Genomic DNA, 15,016 nt, shown 5'->3' with positions numbered 1-15,016 from the left:
CGCCCTGCTCGCCGGACAGTGCATCCGCGCCATCCCCGCCCGAAAGCGTATCGGCGCCATCGCCCCCCCACAGCACGTCCTGATCCCCTTCCCCGGCCAGAACGTCGTTCCCAGCGCCGCCAAAAAGCGTGTCGTTGCCGAACCAGCCCCGCAGCACGTCATCCCCGTTCTCGCCCCGCTGGATGTCGTTGCCCATGCCCCCCCAAAGCGTGTCCGAACCCTCCCCGCCGGACAGGTCGTCATGGCCAAACTGGCCGCTCAACGTGTCATTCCCGGACCCGCCCAGAAGCGTGTCGTTGCCAGCCCCGCCCTGCAGTTCGTCGTGATCGTCATCACCCGTCAGGATATCCTGTCCGTCACCCCCCTTGATAAAATCCGCACCGTTGCCCCCCAAAAGCGTATCGTCGCCCTCATAGCCGAATACGGTATCCGCTCCCTTGTATAAGACGATGAAATCGCGCCCGCGGCTGCCCTGCACCAGGTCATTGGCATGAGTGGCGTGCCTGGAAATCGCGACTGACTTCGTGGCGCTGCTGACAACCGCTTCATGGGTACCCAACTCGTCAAGATACGTCACCCGGATCGACACCTGAGCACCGACATCCTTCGACGTGAGGCGATAATCCAGCCCGGTGGCGCCCTCGATCTCTTGCCCGTCACGCAACCACTGGTATCTGAAGACACCCAACCCATCGGCATCCTGCAAGGTATCCGCACCGGCTGTCAGATAAAATCCCGTCGCCGCCCAGCCCGACATCTCAACCGTGCCGATGGGTGCGGAATTGGCGGAAAGCCCCGTGATCAGTAGCGTGGAACTGTCACCCAGGGTGATGAGCCGACCTGTTTCCAGCTGGACCGAGGTCAGGGCCGCGAGTTCGACCGCATCCAGCGCCGAGAAATCCAGGCGGTCCCGGTCGGGGTCGAAATCGGTGATCGTGTCAGCGCCCATATTCGGGGTCAGGACGAATATATCCGCCCCCTCCCCGCCGGTGATCTCTTCGTTGGCGGACGTGCCCTCGATCCGGTCATCCTCATCGGTGGCGATCAGGGTTACGGGCCGCCCCGGTGTCTGCCCTCCGACGGGGAAATGATCGGCGCCCCCGAAGCTGTCGCCGGGCAGGAGGTCACTGATGGTCAATGACCCGCCGGTGACCGAGGTCACTTGGATCTCGGTATCGCCATAGCGCAGCAGCGCCCCGTCCGCGAGCGCTTCGTACTGCAGCTGTGCCGCGCTGCGCAGGAAGGGCAGGCCGCTCAGGTCCAGGCGGTCCTGGCCCGGTTCGAAATCGAGGATGTGGTGCTGCGCCTCGCCGCCGCTGATCACGAACCGGTCGTCGCCGGCCCCGCCCTGCAGATCGGTTCCCTCGCCTGCGCTGACCAGCGTATCGTCCCCTGCTCCGCCTTCCAGCCGGTCGCGGGCACCGGTGGCCGTGGCCAGGAGCACGTCGTCCCCGACCGTGCCCGTCAGGGTCTGCCCGGCCGGGTCGATATCGCGGATCACCTGCCCCAGATCGTCCAGCGGCACGGTGAATTGCGACAGTCCCCCTGCCCCCTCGCCCGCGGCAAAGATCTGCAGCTCGTCCCCCACCCGCACCAGTTCCAGCGCGGTCACATCCTCGAGCCCCCGCCCCGGCGCATGGGCCAGCGTGGCGGCATGAATCAGCCGCCCGTTGGGCAGCAGGGAAAAGAGCGTGAACCCGTCATCGCCGCCGCCCGCCACCACGAAGACATGGCCATCGGTTTCCAGCATCGCCAGCGCCTGCACATTGCCGAACCGGGTATCCTGCGTGTCGATCAGGTAATCGGTGGGCATCAGGCTGCCATCCGGTCCCAGCCGCAGCACGCTGAGCGACTGGCTGGCGGCATCGGCCATGACCACCCAAGCCACGCCATCCGCCGTTGCCGAGGCCATGGCGGCGGGCGTGTTGATGCCCAGCCCGTCCACCGCTCCGGTACTGTCGCGTGCCTCAAGCGCGCCGGTGGCCGGGTCGACCCGGTAGCTGGCCACCGTGCCGGGGCCGGACCAGTCGCTGCCCGCCACCAGCACGTGATGCGCCCCGTCCACCACGACATTCAGAACCTGCCCGGCCTTCTGCGTCTCAAGCAGGATCGGCGCCACCCCCGGCACCGGCGACAGATCGCCCGCCGCATCCTCGGCATAGGCCCGCAATTGCCCGCCCCCGGCATCGAGGACGTAATGCACCGTTCCGCCGTCGGCGAGCCGGGCCGAGGCCAGCCCGTCCATCGCCCCGGGTCCCGCCGGCAGGTCCAGCCGGACCTGATCGCCCAGCCCGCCGTCATTTTCCAGATCATAACCGGTCAGCCGCCCGCCCGGCCCCGAGCTCAGCATCAGCCGCGGTCCGTCATCGGTCTGAACCACTGTCAGGTTGCCGGTCGTGATGCCGACATCGTTGGGTGAAAAGAACACCGGGTCCGGCATTGCCGAGGCCAGCCCGCCCTCGGTCAGATCAAAGGCGCTTAGCCCTCCGTTCTGGCCGGTCACCGCATAGAGCATCGGCCCGCCCGGTCCATTCACGATCTGAAGATCCCGCAGGTCGCCATCCAGCACGACCTGCCCGGCTGAGAGCCGCCCCCGAAGCTCAGGCTCCATGGCCTGTCCCCCTCACCTAAATTTTCACCACACCGGAGGCAGGTCTGACAGGAGGGACCGTTGCGCGGGCGGCGGAAACCGGGCAAAATCTGGGCGTTTGCTTAGAATACAAGGGGTTACGGTTAACCCATTCTTGCCGGACCGGGCGGGCTGGTCAGGCGGTCTTTACGTTTCGGGCGGCAGGGTGGCGCGCAACGACACCTTTGCAAACGACACCCCCGGAGGACCCGCCATGCCCGATATCTCACCGCTTCTGGACCTGCCCTATCTGCAGCCCTCGCAGGCCCAGAAACACGTGACCCATAACGAGGCGCTGCGGCGGCTGGATCTGGTGGTGCAGCTGACCCTGGCTGCGACCGGGGCCGAGACCCCGCCGGGCGCGCCCTCCGAGGGGGACATTCACGCCCTGGGAACCTCACCGAACGCCGCCTGGTCCGGTCAGGCGGGCCGGCTGGCGGCCTGGCTCGACGGCGCCTGGCATTTCTTCGACCCCCGCCCCGGCTGGCGCGCCTGGGACCAAGGTGCCGGGCGGCTGCGCGTGTGGGATGGCGGTGCTTGGGCCGAGCCCCCTGCCCCGACCCAGAATCTGGACGGGATCGGCATCGCCACCAGCTCGGACGCCACCAACCGCCTGTCAGTGCGCAGCCCGGCAACGCTCTTCAGCCATGAAGGCGCGGGCCATCAGATCAAGGTGAACAAGGCAAGCGACGGCGATACCGCCTCGTTGCTGTTTCAGTCGAACTGGACCGGCCATGCCGAGATGGGGCTGGCGGGCAATACGGGTTTTTCCATCAAGGTGTCCCCTGATGGCGGCACATGGACTGAGGCATTGGCCTTTGATCCCGCCACCGGCATCGCGGATGGGGCCGCGGTGCAGGCCAGTGCCGGGGACACCACCCCGGGCCGCCTGATGCGGGCCGATTACGGATATGGGCCGGGCAATCTGCTGGGGACGGTGTCGGAAAGTGGCGGCACCCCCACCGGCGCGGCGATCGAGCGCGGCAGCACTGCCAATGGCGATTATGTGCGCTTTGCCGACGGCACCCAGATCTGCACCGCCACACTGAGCGCGGTGGCCTGCACCACCGCACAAGGGGCGCTTTTTACCAATGATACGGCTCTAACATGGGATTTTCCGGCAGATTTCGCGCCCGGTACCACCCCTGCCCTCAGCGGCAGCGGCGGTACGGCGCTGCGGTTTCCGGGCTTTGATGCCCCCTCGAACACGCAGGCAACCTGTCAGGTTCTGTCGGCAGTCTCGGATGCCACGCCCCATGCGCCGACCGTGATGGCAGTCGGGCGCTGGATCTGACCCGCGAGTTGCGAAAATGGCCGTCATCCGGGCAAAGGCCAGGATGGCGGCACGCGGCCCTGCGCCGGTCCCGTCAGCCTATGAGCTGAAGATATTCTTCGCGCACGTCCTCATCGATCCGGACGTCCAGATGACCGTCATACAGGCGGTCCTGCCGGTCCTTGCGCGGCCCGGAAATCCAATAGTGATCTCCGCTGGCCATCTCGAAATAGTTCGCCTTGTAAGCGGTCCCCTTGAGGCTTTGAAACCTGAGCCCCCGGTAATACAGGGTTTTGCCGGATTTTGAGAAATAAACCCGGCCGATCACCGCGGGCCCGTCCAGACCGTCCGCCTTGTTCTCGATATACATTATGCGCGAACGCGACAGCCTGCACTCTGACGGCATCCGCTCATCAGGTCGAAGGTCGTCGGTCCAATGATCAGCGCGTCCGGGCATGGTGGCGCGACCATATCCCGCACACAGGCGAATGTCGGTAACACCCCGTTACCGAAGTCCTGACCCTGGCTCGTTACGCGTCGAAACCCTTCCAAACCTTGAGAGCAGCTCGCTTAAGCCAACCGGAACCGGAAACGCTTTAGACGAACAGGAAATCATCGCTATCCAGTTGGCCCGGGGTAATGCCATCCAGAAATACGCTACCGCCTCCGGTGTCAATCAAGGTGCCGGACCCGTCCAGCGAAATCTGCAGGGCCCCAAAATTCTGGCCCGGAATCTCGATGCGGATCAGATCCTCCCCCAGGGTGAAGTCCATTATCCTGTCGTTTCCATGCGCTGACGCGAAAACAAAAACATCGGCGCCATCGCCGCCCCACAGCTCGTCCTGATCCCCTTCCCCGGCCAAAACGTCGTTCCCATCTCCGCCAACAAGCGTATCGTTGCCGAACCAGCCACGGAGCACATCGTTCCCGTTTTCGCCCCGGTGGATGTCGTTGCCCATTCCACCGAAAAGCGCGTCGTTGCCATCCCCGCCAGACAGGTCATCATCGCCAAGCTGGCCATTCAACGTGTCGTGTCCACTGCCACCCGACAGCGTATCATTGCCGTTGCCGCCCCACAGCGCATCCTGATCTCCTTCTCCGGCCAGAATGTCATTCCCATTCCCGCCCAGAAGCGTGTCGTTGCCATACCAGCCACGCAGCACGTCGTTCCCGTTCTCGCCTCGCTGCACATCATGACCCATGCCACCGAAAAGCATGTCGGCGCCATCGCCGCCGGACAGGTCATCTCGGCCAAACTGGCCATTCAATGTGTCATCCCCGCTGCCGCCCGAAAGCGTATCGGCGCCATCGCCGCCCCACAACTCGTCCTGGTCCCCTTCTCCGGCCAGAACGTCATTATCGGCCCCGCCATAAAGCGTGTCGTTGCCATACCAGCCACGCAGCACGTCGTTCCCGTTCTCGCCTCGCTGCACATCATGACCCATGCCACCGAAAAGCGCGTCGTTTCCAGCCCCGCCAGTCAGGTCATCATCGCCAAGCTGGCCATTCAATGTGTCGTGACCGCTGCCACCTGAAAGCGTATCGGCGCCATCGCCGCCCCACAGCGCGTCCTGATCCGCTTCTCCAGCCAGAACGTCATTCCCATTCCCGCCCAGAAGCGTGTCGTTGCCATACCAGCCATGGAGCACGTCGTTCCCGTTCTCGCCCCGCTGGATATCATGACCCATGCCACCGAAAAGCGTGTCCGCGCCATCGCCGCCAGACAGGTCATCTCGGCCAAACTGGCCACTTAATGTGTCATCCCCGCTGCCGCCCGCAAGCGTATCATTGCCGTTGCCGCCCCACAGCGCGTCCCGACCCCCTTGTCCGGTCACAACGTCATTCCCGTTCTCGCCCAAAAGCGTGTCGTTGCCGCCATTCCCGTACATTTGATCGTTGCTGCCGCCGCCAAAGACAACATTCGCCTGATTGTTGCCAATCACAGTGTCGTTGCCGGACCCAAGCCTTGCATTCTCGATCACGGTTCCGCGGGCGATGCCGACATTGCCGATAAGGCCACCGACATTGGAAAACGTCGCAGAGTTGAGATTAACCCGGTCATTTGTGGTGCTGTAGGAAAAGTCCAGCGTGTCGATCCCGTCGCGGTCGTAGATCGTGAACGTCACGGGGTCTCCCCAGTAATTTGATGTGCGGGACCCGTTTACCAGCGATGAAAACAAAGTTGACATATACCCGCCAACGTTGCTGTTGGCGCCGCCCCACGTTGTGTTGCCGCCCGTCGCACTCGAAGCACCAGGCGCCCCGTAGAGGTTCTGAATGGCGATGATGTCAACCATCTGCGCCGAAGTAACCAGAGCACCGCTGGCATTGACCGTGGTGTTTTCCGTTTGGCTGAAATAGGACATTATCGACAACTGCCAGCTGTCATTTGCAAATGTCTCGTCCACACCGTAGGTGGCGCTGCCGTTGTAGTTGCCCTGATGCCCGAGACCCAGCGCATGTCCGATCTCGTGCACATAGGTCTGGAAAGAATAGCTGTCGATGGTGGTATCAAAACGGTCCAGCCACCCTGTCGTGACCATCACATTCGACGAGATAATCGTGCTGCCCGAGGTGGACGAATACGCATACGCGTTCAGCCCGCCCGCATTATCGTCAAAGGTGATCTTGGCACTGCCGGAAACTTCGACGAAGTCGAGGTTGGCCACGGTCTCCCAGGCTTCGAATGCCCAGCGTGCGAATTTTTTGCCGTCTGCTGTCAGACCATTGATGTTGACCGTGATGACATTGCTCGACGAGGTGTCGAACTTGGCGGGTATCTCGCCGAAATCCTGCGCGAACCCGTGGGTGAGATACCGGGCCATCTGATCAAGCGTTCCGGGCGAAGACGCCGCCAGAGCGTTCGAAGGAGCTGCGTTTACTTGCGCGGATGCGTCGTTCTGAGTATCGCCGGAGCGAAAATTCGAGATCAGTTTCATGGAGAGGCTTCTGTACTGGTTCGCAATTGGATCGGTCGGTGTGCCGTATCAGCTTTCAATGGTTTCTATCGGTAAAATCCAGGCGGCTCAATTCGCACCTGACGCACAATGGCATTTCTCAAAAATGCAGAGCCCCGGAATTCACCGCTCACCATCGGTACTGCTTCATCTTTCGGTTGTTTTTCTGTCGGCATTGCGTCAATTGCTGGGCAATTCAGGTCACATATTTGCCGCCGGACCGAGCTCATTGCATATCGGTTTGTTGGTAGCGGTTCCCAATAAGCCAAACCTGCCGCTGATCATCCGATCAAGTCAGGTGCTCATTTCATCCGCAACCCATCCCGGGGCTGCGCGAGATACCAGTCATAGGTCTCGCGTATCCCGTCCTCAAGCGCGATCCGCGCGCGCCAGCCCATATCGGCCAGCCGCGTGACATCCATCAGCTTGCGCATCGTGCCGTCGGGTTTGGAGCTATCCTGCGTGATCCGGCCCGCAAAACCGGTAACCTTGGCCACCAGCGCGGCCAGATCGGCGATCGAAATGTCCTCGCCGCAGCCCACATTGATATGGCTCAGCATCGGCTGGGTATTGGCCTCATAGTCTTCGCGCGGCAGGTCGAGCACGAACAGCGAGGCCTCGGCCATGTCGTCCACATGCAGGAACTCGCGCCGGGGCTTGCCGGTACCCCAGATCACCACCTCGTCCCGCCCGTCGCGCGCCGCCTCGTGAAACCGGCGGATCAGGGCGGGCAGCACGTGGGAATTGTCGGGGTGGAAATTGTCGCCCGGCCCGTAGAGGTTGGTCGGCATGACCGAGCGGTAATCCACCCCGTGCTGCCGGTTGTAGCTTTCGCACAGCTTGATGCCCGCGATCTTGGCGATGGCGTAAGGCTCGTTGGTGGGCTCCAGCGTGCCGGTCAGCAGCGCATCCTCGCGCATCGGCTGGGCCGCCGCCTTGGGATAGATGCAGGAGCTGCCCAGTTGCAGCAGGCACATGACCCCGGCGGCAAAGGCCTGATGGATCACATTGCACTCGATCATCAGGTTTTCATAGATGAAATCCGCCGGATAGGTGTTGTTGGCATGAATGCCGCCCACCCGCGCCGCGGCCAGGATCACCACATCCGGGCGCTCGGTTTCCATGAAACCGCGCACGGCGGCCTGATCGGTCAGATCCAGCTCGGCATGGGTGCGGGTGATCAGCTCCAGCGCCTCGCCCTGCGCCTTGCGGGCCTCCAATTGGCGCAGGATCGCACCGCCCACCATGCCGCGATGGCCTGCCACATAGATCTTGCGCATGACGCCCCTCCTCAGCCGTTTTCCAGGCTGACCGGCAGCTCGAACCCGTGCTCTTTCAGCAGCGCATGGCGTTGCGCGGTCTTGAGATCCTCGCCGACCATCTCGGCGCACATCTCCTGCACGGTGATCTCGGGCACCCAGCCCAGCTTGGCCTTGGCGTTGGCCGGATCGCCCAGCAGGGTCTCGACCTCGGCGGGGCGGAAATATTGCGGGTCGATGCGCATGATCACGTCACCGGGCTTCAGCGCGCGGGCCTTGTTGCCCTCGATGGCGGTGACGGTGGCGATCTCATCCACCCCCTGCCCGGTAAACTCCAGCGAAACGCCCAGCTCGGCCGCCGACCATTCGATGAACTGGCGCACGGAATACTGTTTGCCGGTGGCGATGACGAAATCCTCGGGCGCGTCCTGCTGCAGCATCATCCACTGCATCCGCACGTAATCCTTGGCATGGCCCCAGTCGCGCAAACTGTCGATATTGCCCATATAGAGACAGGATTCGAGCCCCTGCGCGATATTGGCCAGCCCCCGCGTGATCTTGCGGGTCACGAAGGTTTCGCCGCGCCGGGGGCTTTCGTGATTGAACAGGATCCCGTTGCAGGCATACATGCCATAGGCCTCACGATAATTGACCGTGATCCAGTAGGAATAGAGCTTGGCCACCGCGTAAGGGCTGCGCGGATAGAACGGCGTGGTCTCACGCTGGGGGGTTTCCTGCACCAGGCCATAAAGCTCGGATGTCGAGGCCTGATAGAAGCGGGTCTTTTCCTCAAGCCCCAAAAAGCGGATCGCCTCGAGCAGGCGCAGGGTGCCAAGGGCGTCCACATCCGCCGTGTATTCGGGCGCTTCGAAACTGACCGCCACATGGGACTGGGCGCCGAGATTATAGACCTCGTCAGGCTCCACCTCGCGAATGATGCGGGTCAGGTTCGAGGTGTCGGAAAGATCGCCGTAATGCAGCCGCATCCTGGGGTTCGGCTCATGCGGGTCCTGATAGATATGGTCGATCCGCTGGGTGTTGAACGACGAGGCGCGGCGCTTGATGCCATGCACCTCATAGCCCTTGGCCAGCAGGAACTCGGCCAGATAGGACCCGTCCTGCCCCGTAATCCCGGTGATCAAAGCTGTCTTGGTCATGAAATACCCGCCAAATTGTCGCTCTCTGGAGCCCCTTTTCAAGGTCGCGCCAAAGAACCTGATGTCGGCGGGGATTGCAAGCTGCGGGGACAGGGCCGCGCCACACCTTGAAGTCGAGCAGCTTTTTGGGGCTGTCCGAGTTCAATCCTGTTCGGCATTGCCCGGAACGCCCGGTGTCACTGCAACAATTGCAGATGCAGCGCAATTGCCTCTTCAAGATCCTCGAAATACGTCAGCCGCCCGTCAGCCAGCACGATGCCGGCATCGCAGAACTGGCGCACCTGGGCCATTTCATGGGTGACCATGATGGCACTTGTCGTCTTGACCCGCTCGGCAAAGACCTGCCGGCTCTTGCGGCGGAAGGCGGCATCGCCCACCGCCGTCACCTCGTCCACCAGATAAGTGTCGAAGGGGATGCCCATCGAGGCGCCGAAGGTCAGGCGCGACCGCATCCCGGCGGAATAGGACCGCACCGGCATGTGGAAATGTTTGCCTAACTCGGCGAAATCCTGAACAAAGACCAGCAATTCCTCGGAATCGACCCCGTAGATCCGGGCCAGAAAGCGCACGTTCTGCGCCCCGGTCAGATCCGGATGGAACGAGCCGCCGAACCCCACCGGCCACGAGATCGTGCCGTCGCTGATCACCCGGCCGCAATCGGGCCGCATGCTGCCGGCCACGATCTGCAGCAGCGTGCTCTTGCCCGCACCGTTGCGCCCCAGAAGCGCCAGCGACGTGCCGGTGGGCAGGGTGGCGTTGAGATTGTCGATGACGGTCTTGCGCTCGCCCCGCACCCAGAAGCTTTTGGACAGGTTCTCGAAACGGATCATCGGTCTGGTCCGGTCTCAGCCCCGGTCACGGATACTGTAGTAGATCAGCGTCATGATCGACCAGGCCATCAGCAGAAACAGCGCCGCCATCGCCAGCAGGACAAAGCGGCGGGGATATTCCGAGTCCTCGGCAAGGGTCGGCCGGATATAGGTGGCCAGATAGCGGCTCTGCCGGGCGGCGGTGTCGCGGGCCAGATCCAGCGCCGCCTGCGCCAGCTGATAGGCCTCGGCGGCAAATTCGCCATCCACGACCAGGCTTTCATATTCGGCCAGCAGCGTCGGGTAATCCTCGCCGATCGCCCCGGTATCGGTGTTGGCGCTGGTGAAGGTCTGCCGTTCGACCGCGATACGCTCGCGGATCACGTCGATCCGGCGCTGCGCCTTTTCAACCCGGGGATCCGAGGGGCTGACGGTGTCGCGCAGCAGATCGTATTCGATCAGCGCCTCGGCCAGCTGCTGCTGCAGGTTCGACATCACGCCCATGCGGCCCTCGATATCGGCCTCGGGGTCGACGATGCGGGTGCGGCTGCGGAACTCCATCAGATCCTCGCGGATCGATTTCAGCCGGGCCTCCGCCTGTTCCAGGTTGTCACGGGCATACCCGATAGCATCCTCACGCGCCTGGATGTTCAGATCGTTGACCAGATCCTGGCTCAGGCGCACGATCTCACCGGCGATGGTCTGTGCAGTTTCACGGTCAAAGGCCAGCACCCGCACCTCGATCAGGCCGCTGCTCTGGTCATACGAGATGGTCACCATCCGCTGCCAGTACCACAGCAGATCCTCGAGCGAGGCGTCGGGCCAGATCGAGAACAGGAAATCGTCGGGCCAGTGCTGGGCGTAATGGGCGCGCAGATCGATCTGTTCGTTGACCTGCCGCACCAGATCCTGGCTCTGGATATATTCATACAGGATATCGCCATCCGTGGCTGTCGGATTGCCGGTGAACTGAGCCAGCCCGCCCAGCATCTCGGCCGCGGCCGCCCCTTCCTCGGAACGGACAGTAAAGCCGGTCACCGAGCTGTACTGATCTTCGGCAATGGACCACAGGTAGAACGCCAGCGCCGCCAGCGGCGCCAGGACCAGCGCCACGAAACTGGCGATCAGCCCCCAGTGGCGGTTCCGCATCCGGGCCGGGCTGGCCACGGGCAGAACCGGCGGCCCGGAGGCCTGCGGAGGCGGAGATTTGGGGGCTGCGGGAACCCCGGCCGGTTTCGTTTTCGCCGGCACCGGGGCAGGTCTTGCCGTGGCCGGTACGGCAGCCGGTTTCGGCACCGGAAGTTTGCGTTCGGGCGCCGGTCCCGGGACCGATTTCAGGCGCCATTTGCCCGGCTTGCCGGTCTCATCCGGTTTATCCCCTTCATCGCGGCCGGACGGCCCGTCGGCGCCCGCCGGAGAAAGGGGTCGAATGTTGTCAGCCATGCAAAACGTCCCGGTTTGAAGCCGTTTGAAATCCCAAACCCTTTCTTACATACTCGCATCGTTTTTGACCAGCACGAGCAAATCCTGAATGCCCGAGGCCCCGCCCCTGCCCCAATCCCGGCCGGTTTCCGCCGGACAGCTTATCCATGGCCGCCGGTTCGCCACCGGGCGCACGGTCCTGGCGCTGATCCTGCGCGAAATGACGTCGCGCTATGGCCGTTCGCCGGGCGGATATCTGTGGGCCGTTCTCGAACCGCTCGGCGGTATCGTGATTCTGGTGCTGGGCTTCTCGCTCATCATCCGGTCCCCGCCACTGGGCAGCAGTTTCATGCTGTTCTATGCGACCGGTTTTCTGCCCTTCAACCTGTACCAGTCGCTGGCCGGGACGGTCTCGCAATCGATCAACTTCTCCAAACCGCTGCTGCGCTATCCGGCGGTGACATGGATGGATGCGGTGCTGGCCCGCTTCATCCTGAACGCGCTGACCGGATTGCTGGTCATATACCTGTTGCTGGTTGGCATCCTGGCGCTTGAAAAAACCCGGGTTTCGGTCGAATTCGAGCCCATTGCCCAGTCACTGGGCCTGGCCATGCTGCTGGGGCTGGGAATCGGCACGCTCAATTGCGCGCTGATCGGACTGTTCACGGTATGGGGGCAGATCTGGTCCATCATCACCCGGCCCCTGTTTCTGGCCGCCGGCGTGTTCTTTCTGTTCGAGGATCTGCCGCGGGCGGTGCAGGATGTCCTGTGGTACATTCCCCTGGTTCATGTCACCGGGCTGATCCGAACCGGGTTCTACCCGATGTACGAGGCGCAATATGTCAGCATCACCTACGCAACCGCCGTGGGCCTGATCACCCTGTTCATGGGCCTTGTTCTGCTTGGGCGCTATCATCGCGATATTCTGAACCGCTGACGGCGGCCAGCGCCAGCACCTCGTCATGCGGCACATCAATCCGGCCCCGCAGCCCGTCACGAATGGCCCGCCCCATCAGCCGCATGAACGCTCGCCGCTCGCCGGAATGGTGGCGCACTTTCATCAGCCATTTCGGCATGAAGACCAGACAGGTCAGCCCGAACATCCAGCCCGCCGCCATGCGATAGAGCAGCAGCAGGTTGCGGTGATGGTAATACACCTTCCAGAGCGGCCGGAACCGCTGGCCCTTGGCCAGACCGGAGCCGCCGAAGGTGGTGAAATCATGCTCGAACCGGATCTGCGGCACAAAGGCGATGCGCCCGCCCGCCTTGCTGAGGCCCAGCGTGTAAAGCCCGTCATCGCCATAGATGAACAGCCGCCCGTCCGGGTAGCCGACCCGCTCGATGGCCCGGCGCGAGACGAAGAACCCCACGAACGAGGTCACGTCGATGGGCCGGATATCGCCGTCATAGGCGGAATGCGAGATATGGAACCCGTCTCGCCCCTTTCCCGCCGTGCCCAGAAACTCGCGCAAATGCCAGAACGGGTTGCGCGACGGGCGGTTCATCTCGCAGATCTCGCCCGAGGGGAAATAGACCGCCGACGCCAGCGCGTCCCAGGGCGCGACATCCATGGCGTGAAACGCCGCCAGCGCCCCCGGTGCGGGCCGGCCGTCATCGTCCGTCACCATCAGCCAGTCGGGATCATGACGATCCACCGCATGGCGCATGCCCCGTTCGAACCCGCCGGCCCCGCCCCGGTTCGTTTCGCTGCGAAGCACGTCGAGACGCGGATCCGTCTGCGCCATCAGCCACTCGGCGGTGCCATCGGTCGAGGCATTGTCGACCACGACCACCATGCTCAGATGTTCCGGATCGGACCCGAGCAGCCGATCCAGCGTGGCCCGCAGCTTGTCCAGCCGGTTATGGGTCACCACCACCGCCACAAGGCGGCGCGAAGGGGTTTGGGTATCTGGGAATTCGGAAGGCACGGAAGGTGAAGCTCTTTGACAGGGTCTGCCCCCCTGAACTCACAAATCGGCCCGCATGTCAAACATCACCCCGAGGCCGGGCTCGGTTCTGCGGTTTTGCAGCGTATCGCCAATTGACGGGGGTCCCCTTCACAAGGCATTGAAACCGGGGGCGTCTTCTTTGAAGGTAAGTGTGCCCAGGTTTGTTTGAGTGAGAAGGATTTGAAATATGCGTATTGCAATGATCGGCACCGGCTATGTGGGCCTGGTGTCGGGGGTCTGTTTTTCCGATTTCGGCCATGATGTGATCTGCGTCGACAAGGCCGCCCCCAAGATCGAGATGCTGCAGGCCGGAACGGTGCCGATCTATGAGCCGGGTCTCGATGTGCTGATGGCCAAGAACGTGGCGGCGGGGCGGCTGAGCTTTACCACCGATCTGGCCGCCGCCGTGGATGGAGCCGACGCGGTTTTCATCGCCGTGGGCACCCCGACCCGGCGCGGCGACGGGCATGCCGATCTGACTTACGTGATGGCCGCCGCCGAAGAGATCGCCCAAGCACTCACCGGCTATACAGTGGTGGTGACCAAATCCACCGTGCCAGTCGGCACCAACCGGCAGGTCCGCGAGGCGGTGGCCCGCGCCAACCCGGAGGCCGAATTCGATGTGGCCTCGAATCCCGAGTTCCTGCGCGAGGGCGCGGCGATTGACGATTTCATGCGTCCGGACCGGGTGGTGGTGGGTGTCGAAAGTGACCGCGCCGCCGAGGTGATGGCCAATATCTACCGCCCGCTCTACCTGCGTGACTTCCCGATCCTGACCACCGATCTGGAAAGCGCCGAGATGATCAAATACGCCGCCAACGCCTTTCTGGCCGCCAAGATCACCTTCATCAACGAAATCGCCGGTCTCTGCGAGCGGGTCGGGGCGGACGTCAAGGAAGTGTCGCGCGGCATTGGCCTCGACGGCCGGATCGGCAACAAGTTCCTGCATGCGGGACCGGGCTATGGCGGCTCGTGCTTTCCCAAGGACACCGCGGCCCTGGCGCGGATCGGGCAGGAACATGCCTTTCCCATGCAGATCACCGAGACCGTCATGCGCGTCAATGACGAGATCAAGAAGCGAATGATCGAAAAGATCCGCGAGGCCTGCGGCGACTCGTTCAACGGCAAGACCATCGCCGTGCTGGGGGTGACCTTCAAACCCAATACCGACGACATGCGCGAGGCGCCCTCGCTGACCATCGTGCCGGCGCTGATCGGCGGCGGCGCCAAGGTACGGGTGGTCGATCCGCAGGGCCGTACCGAAGGAGAAGAGCTGTTGCCCGGGGTGATCTGGGAGGACGACCCCTATACCGCCGCGCAGGGCGCGGATGCGGTGGTGCTGCTGACCGAATGGAACGAGTTCCGTGCGCTCAACCTCGATCAGCTGGCGGACAGTATGACAACGCCGCGCATGGTCGATCTGCGCAATATCTATTCGGAGCAGGCCGCGCAGAAAGCCGGGTTCGAGCTCTATGCCGGGGTCGGGCGGTAAATGTTTCGCGCGCGAAACATTCTGCGGATGTTAGCGGAGTGACCTTTTGCGAGGCTCTGCCTCGCGCTC

At 63.2% G+C, this 15,016-nt stretch carries 10 protein-coding genes and 1 pseudogene; 3 read left to right on the top strand and 8 right to left on the bottom strand.

What is annotated here, in order from left to right; all coding sequences use genetic code 11:
- Positions 1-2,611: pseudogene (locus GOX53_RS24155) on the bottom strand (hypothetical protein); the annotation flags it as partial.
- Positions 2,612-2,843: 232 nt separating this feature from the next.
- Here GOX53_RS24155 and GOX53_RS24150 point away from each other — a divergent pair.
- Complete coding sequence (locus GOX53_RS24150; RefSeq protein WP_171180995.1) at positions 2,844-3,923, top strand: DUF2793 domain-containing protein; 1,080 nt, start codon at positions 2,844-2,846, stop codon at positions 3,921-3,923.
- A gap of 73 nt (positions 3,924-3,996) precedes the next feature.
- On the opposite strand, the gene GOX53_RS24145 is transcribed toward GOX53_RS24150, so the two are convergent.
- From GOX53_RS24145 to GOX53_RS24120, 6 genes are all read right to left on the bottom strand, one after another.
- Complete coding sequence (locus GOX53_RS24145; RefSeq protein ID WP_254446739.1) at positions 3,997-4,359, bottom strand: 1-deoxy-D-xylulose-5-phosphate synthase; 363 nt, start codon at positions 4,357-4,359, stop codon at positions 3,997-3,999.
- A 139-nt stretch (positions 4,360-4,498) separates the two neighbouring features.
- Positions 4,499-6,841 carry a M10 family metallopeptidase gene (locus tag GOX53_RS30230; RefSeq protein ID WP_171180993.1) on the bottom strand — a complete coding sequence of 781 codons (2,343 nt, stop codon included), beginning with the start codon at positions 6,839-6,841 and terminating at the stop codon, positions 4,499-4,501.
- Positions 6,842-7,161: 320 nt separating this feature from the next.
- Entirely contained in the window at positions 7,162-8,139 is a 978-nt protein-coding gene (locus GOX53_RS24135; protein ID WP_171180991.1) for a GDP-L-fucose synthase, read from the bottom strand.
- An 11-nt stretch (positions 8,140-8,150) separates the two neighbouring features.
- A complete protein-coding gene (gmd, locus tag GOX53_RS24130) occupies positions 8,151-9,275 on the bottom strand; it encodes a GDP-mannose 4,6-dehydratase (protein WP_171180989.1) in 1,125 nt (374 codons plus the stop codon).
- Between the two features lie 176 nt (positions 9,276-9,451).
- The gene (locus GOX53_RS24125; protein WP_171180987.1) at positions 9,452-10,105 is read right to left on the bottom strand and encodes an ABC transporter ATP-binding protein; all 654 of its coding nucleotides are present in this window, start codon (positions 10,103-10,105) and stop codon (positions 9,452-9,454) included.
- Positions 10,106-10,120: 15 nt separating this feature from the next.
- Complete coding sequence (locus tag GOX53_RS24120) at positions 10,121-11,527, bottom strand: sugar transporter (RefSeq protein ID WP_171180967.1); 1,407 nt, start codon at positions 11,525-11,527, stop codon at positions 10,121-10,123.
- A gap of 88 nt (positions 11,528-11,615) precedes the next feature.
- Between GOX53_RS24120 and GOX53_RS24115 the strand changes: the two genes are divergently transcribed.
- Positions 11,616-12,443 carry an ABC transporter permease gene (locus GOX53_RS24115; protein WP_171180965.1) on the top strand — a complete coding sequence of 276 codons (828 nt, stop codon included), beginning with the start codon at positions 11,616-11,618 and terminating at the stop codon, positions 12,441-12,443.
- On the opposite strand, the gene GOX53_RS24110 is transcribed toward GOX53_RS24115, so the two are convergent.
- Positions 12,391-13,434 carry a glycosyltransferase family 2 protein gene (locus GOX53_RS24110; protein WP_171180963.1) on the bottom strand — a complete coding sequence of 348 codons (1,044 nt, stop codon included), beginning with the start codon at positions 13,432-13,434 and terminating at the stop codon, positions 12,391-12,393. The genes GOX53_RS24115 and GOX53_RS24110 overlap by 53 nt on opposite strands.
- A 208-nt stretch (positions 13,435-13,642) precedes the next feature.
- On the opposite strand from GOX53_RS24110, the gene GOX53_RS24105 reads away from it, so the two are divergent.
- On the top strand, positions 13,643-14,947 hold the full coding sequence (locus tag GOX53_RS24105; protein WP_171180961.1) for a UDP-glucose/GDP-mannose dehydrogenase family protein: 1,305 nt from the start codon (positions 13,643-13,645) through the stop codon (positions 14,945-14,947).
- The last annotated feature ends 69 nt before the right edge of the window (positions 14,948-15,016 follow it).

Source organism: Ruegeria sp. HKCCD8929, from assembly GCF_013031405.1.
Taxonomy (GTDB): Bacteria; Pseudomonadota; Alphaproteobacteria; order Rhodobacterales; family Rhodobacteraceae; genus Ruegeria.
The sequence above is the reverse complement of the archived record's forward strand: the minus strand, read 5'-3'. Positions and strand labels throughout refer to the sequence as shown.

What these genes read in the sequence shown, in the direction of transcription:
- GOX53_RS30230 (WP_171180993.1), bottom strand. Translation starts at nt 6,841, where the DNA reads ATGAAACTGATCTCGAATTTTCGCTCCGGCGATACTCAGAACGACGCA.
- GOX53_RS24145 (WP_254446739.1), bottom strand. Translation starts at nt 4,359, where the DNA reads ATGCCCGGACGCGCTGATCATTGGACCGACGACCTTCGACCTGATGAG.
- GOX53_RS24115 (WP_171180965.1), top strand. Translation starts at nt 11,616, where the DNA reads ATGCCCGAGGCCCCGCCCCTGCCCCAATCCCGGCCGGTTTCCGCCGGA.
- gmd (WP_171180989.1), bottom strand. Translation starts at nt 9,275, where the DNA reads ATGACCAAGACAGCTTTGATCACCGGGATTACGGGGCAGGACGGGTCC.
- GOX53_RS24150 (WP_171180995.1), top strand. Translation starts at nt 2,844, where the DNA reads ATGCCCGATATCTCACCGCTTCTGGACCTGCCCTATCTGCAGCCCTCG.
- GOX53_RS24125 (WP_171180987.1), bottom strand. Translation starts at nt 10,105, where the DNA reads ATGATCCGTTTCGAGAACCTGTCCAAAAGCTTCTGGGTGCGGGGCGAG.
- GOX53_RS24105 (WP_171180961.1), top strand. Translation starts at nt 13,643, where the DNA reads ATGCGTATTGCAATGATCGGCACCGGCTATGTGGGCCTGGTGTCGGGG.
- GOX53_RS24120 (WP_171180967.1), bottom strand. Translation starts at nt 11,527, where the DNA reads ATGGCTGACAACATTCGACCCCTTTCTCCGGCGGGCGCCGACGGGCCG.
- GOX53_RS24135 (WP_171180991.1), bottom strand. Translation starts at nt 8,139, where the DNA reads ATGCGCAAGATCTATGTGGCAGGCCATCGCGGCATGGTGGGCGGTGCG.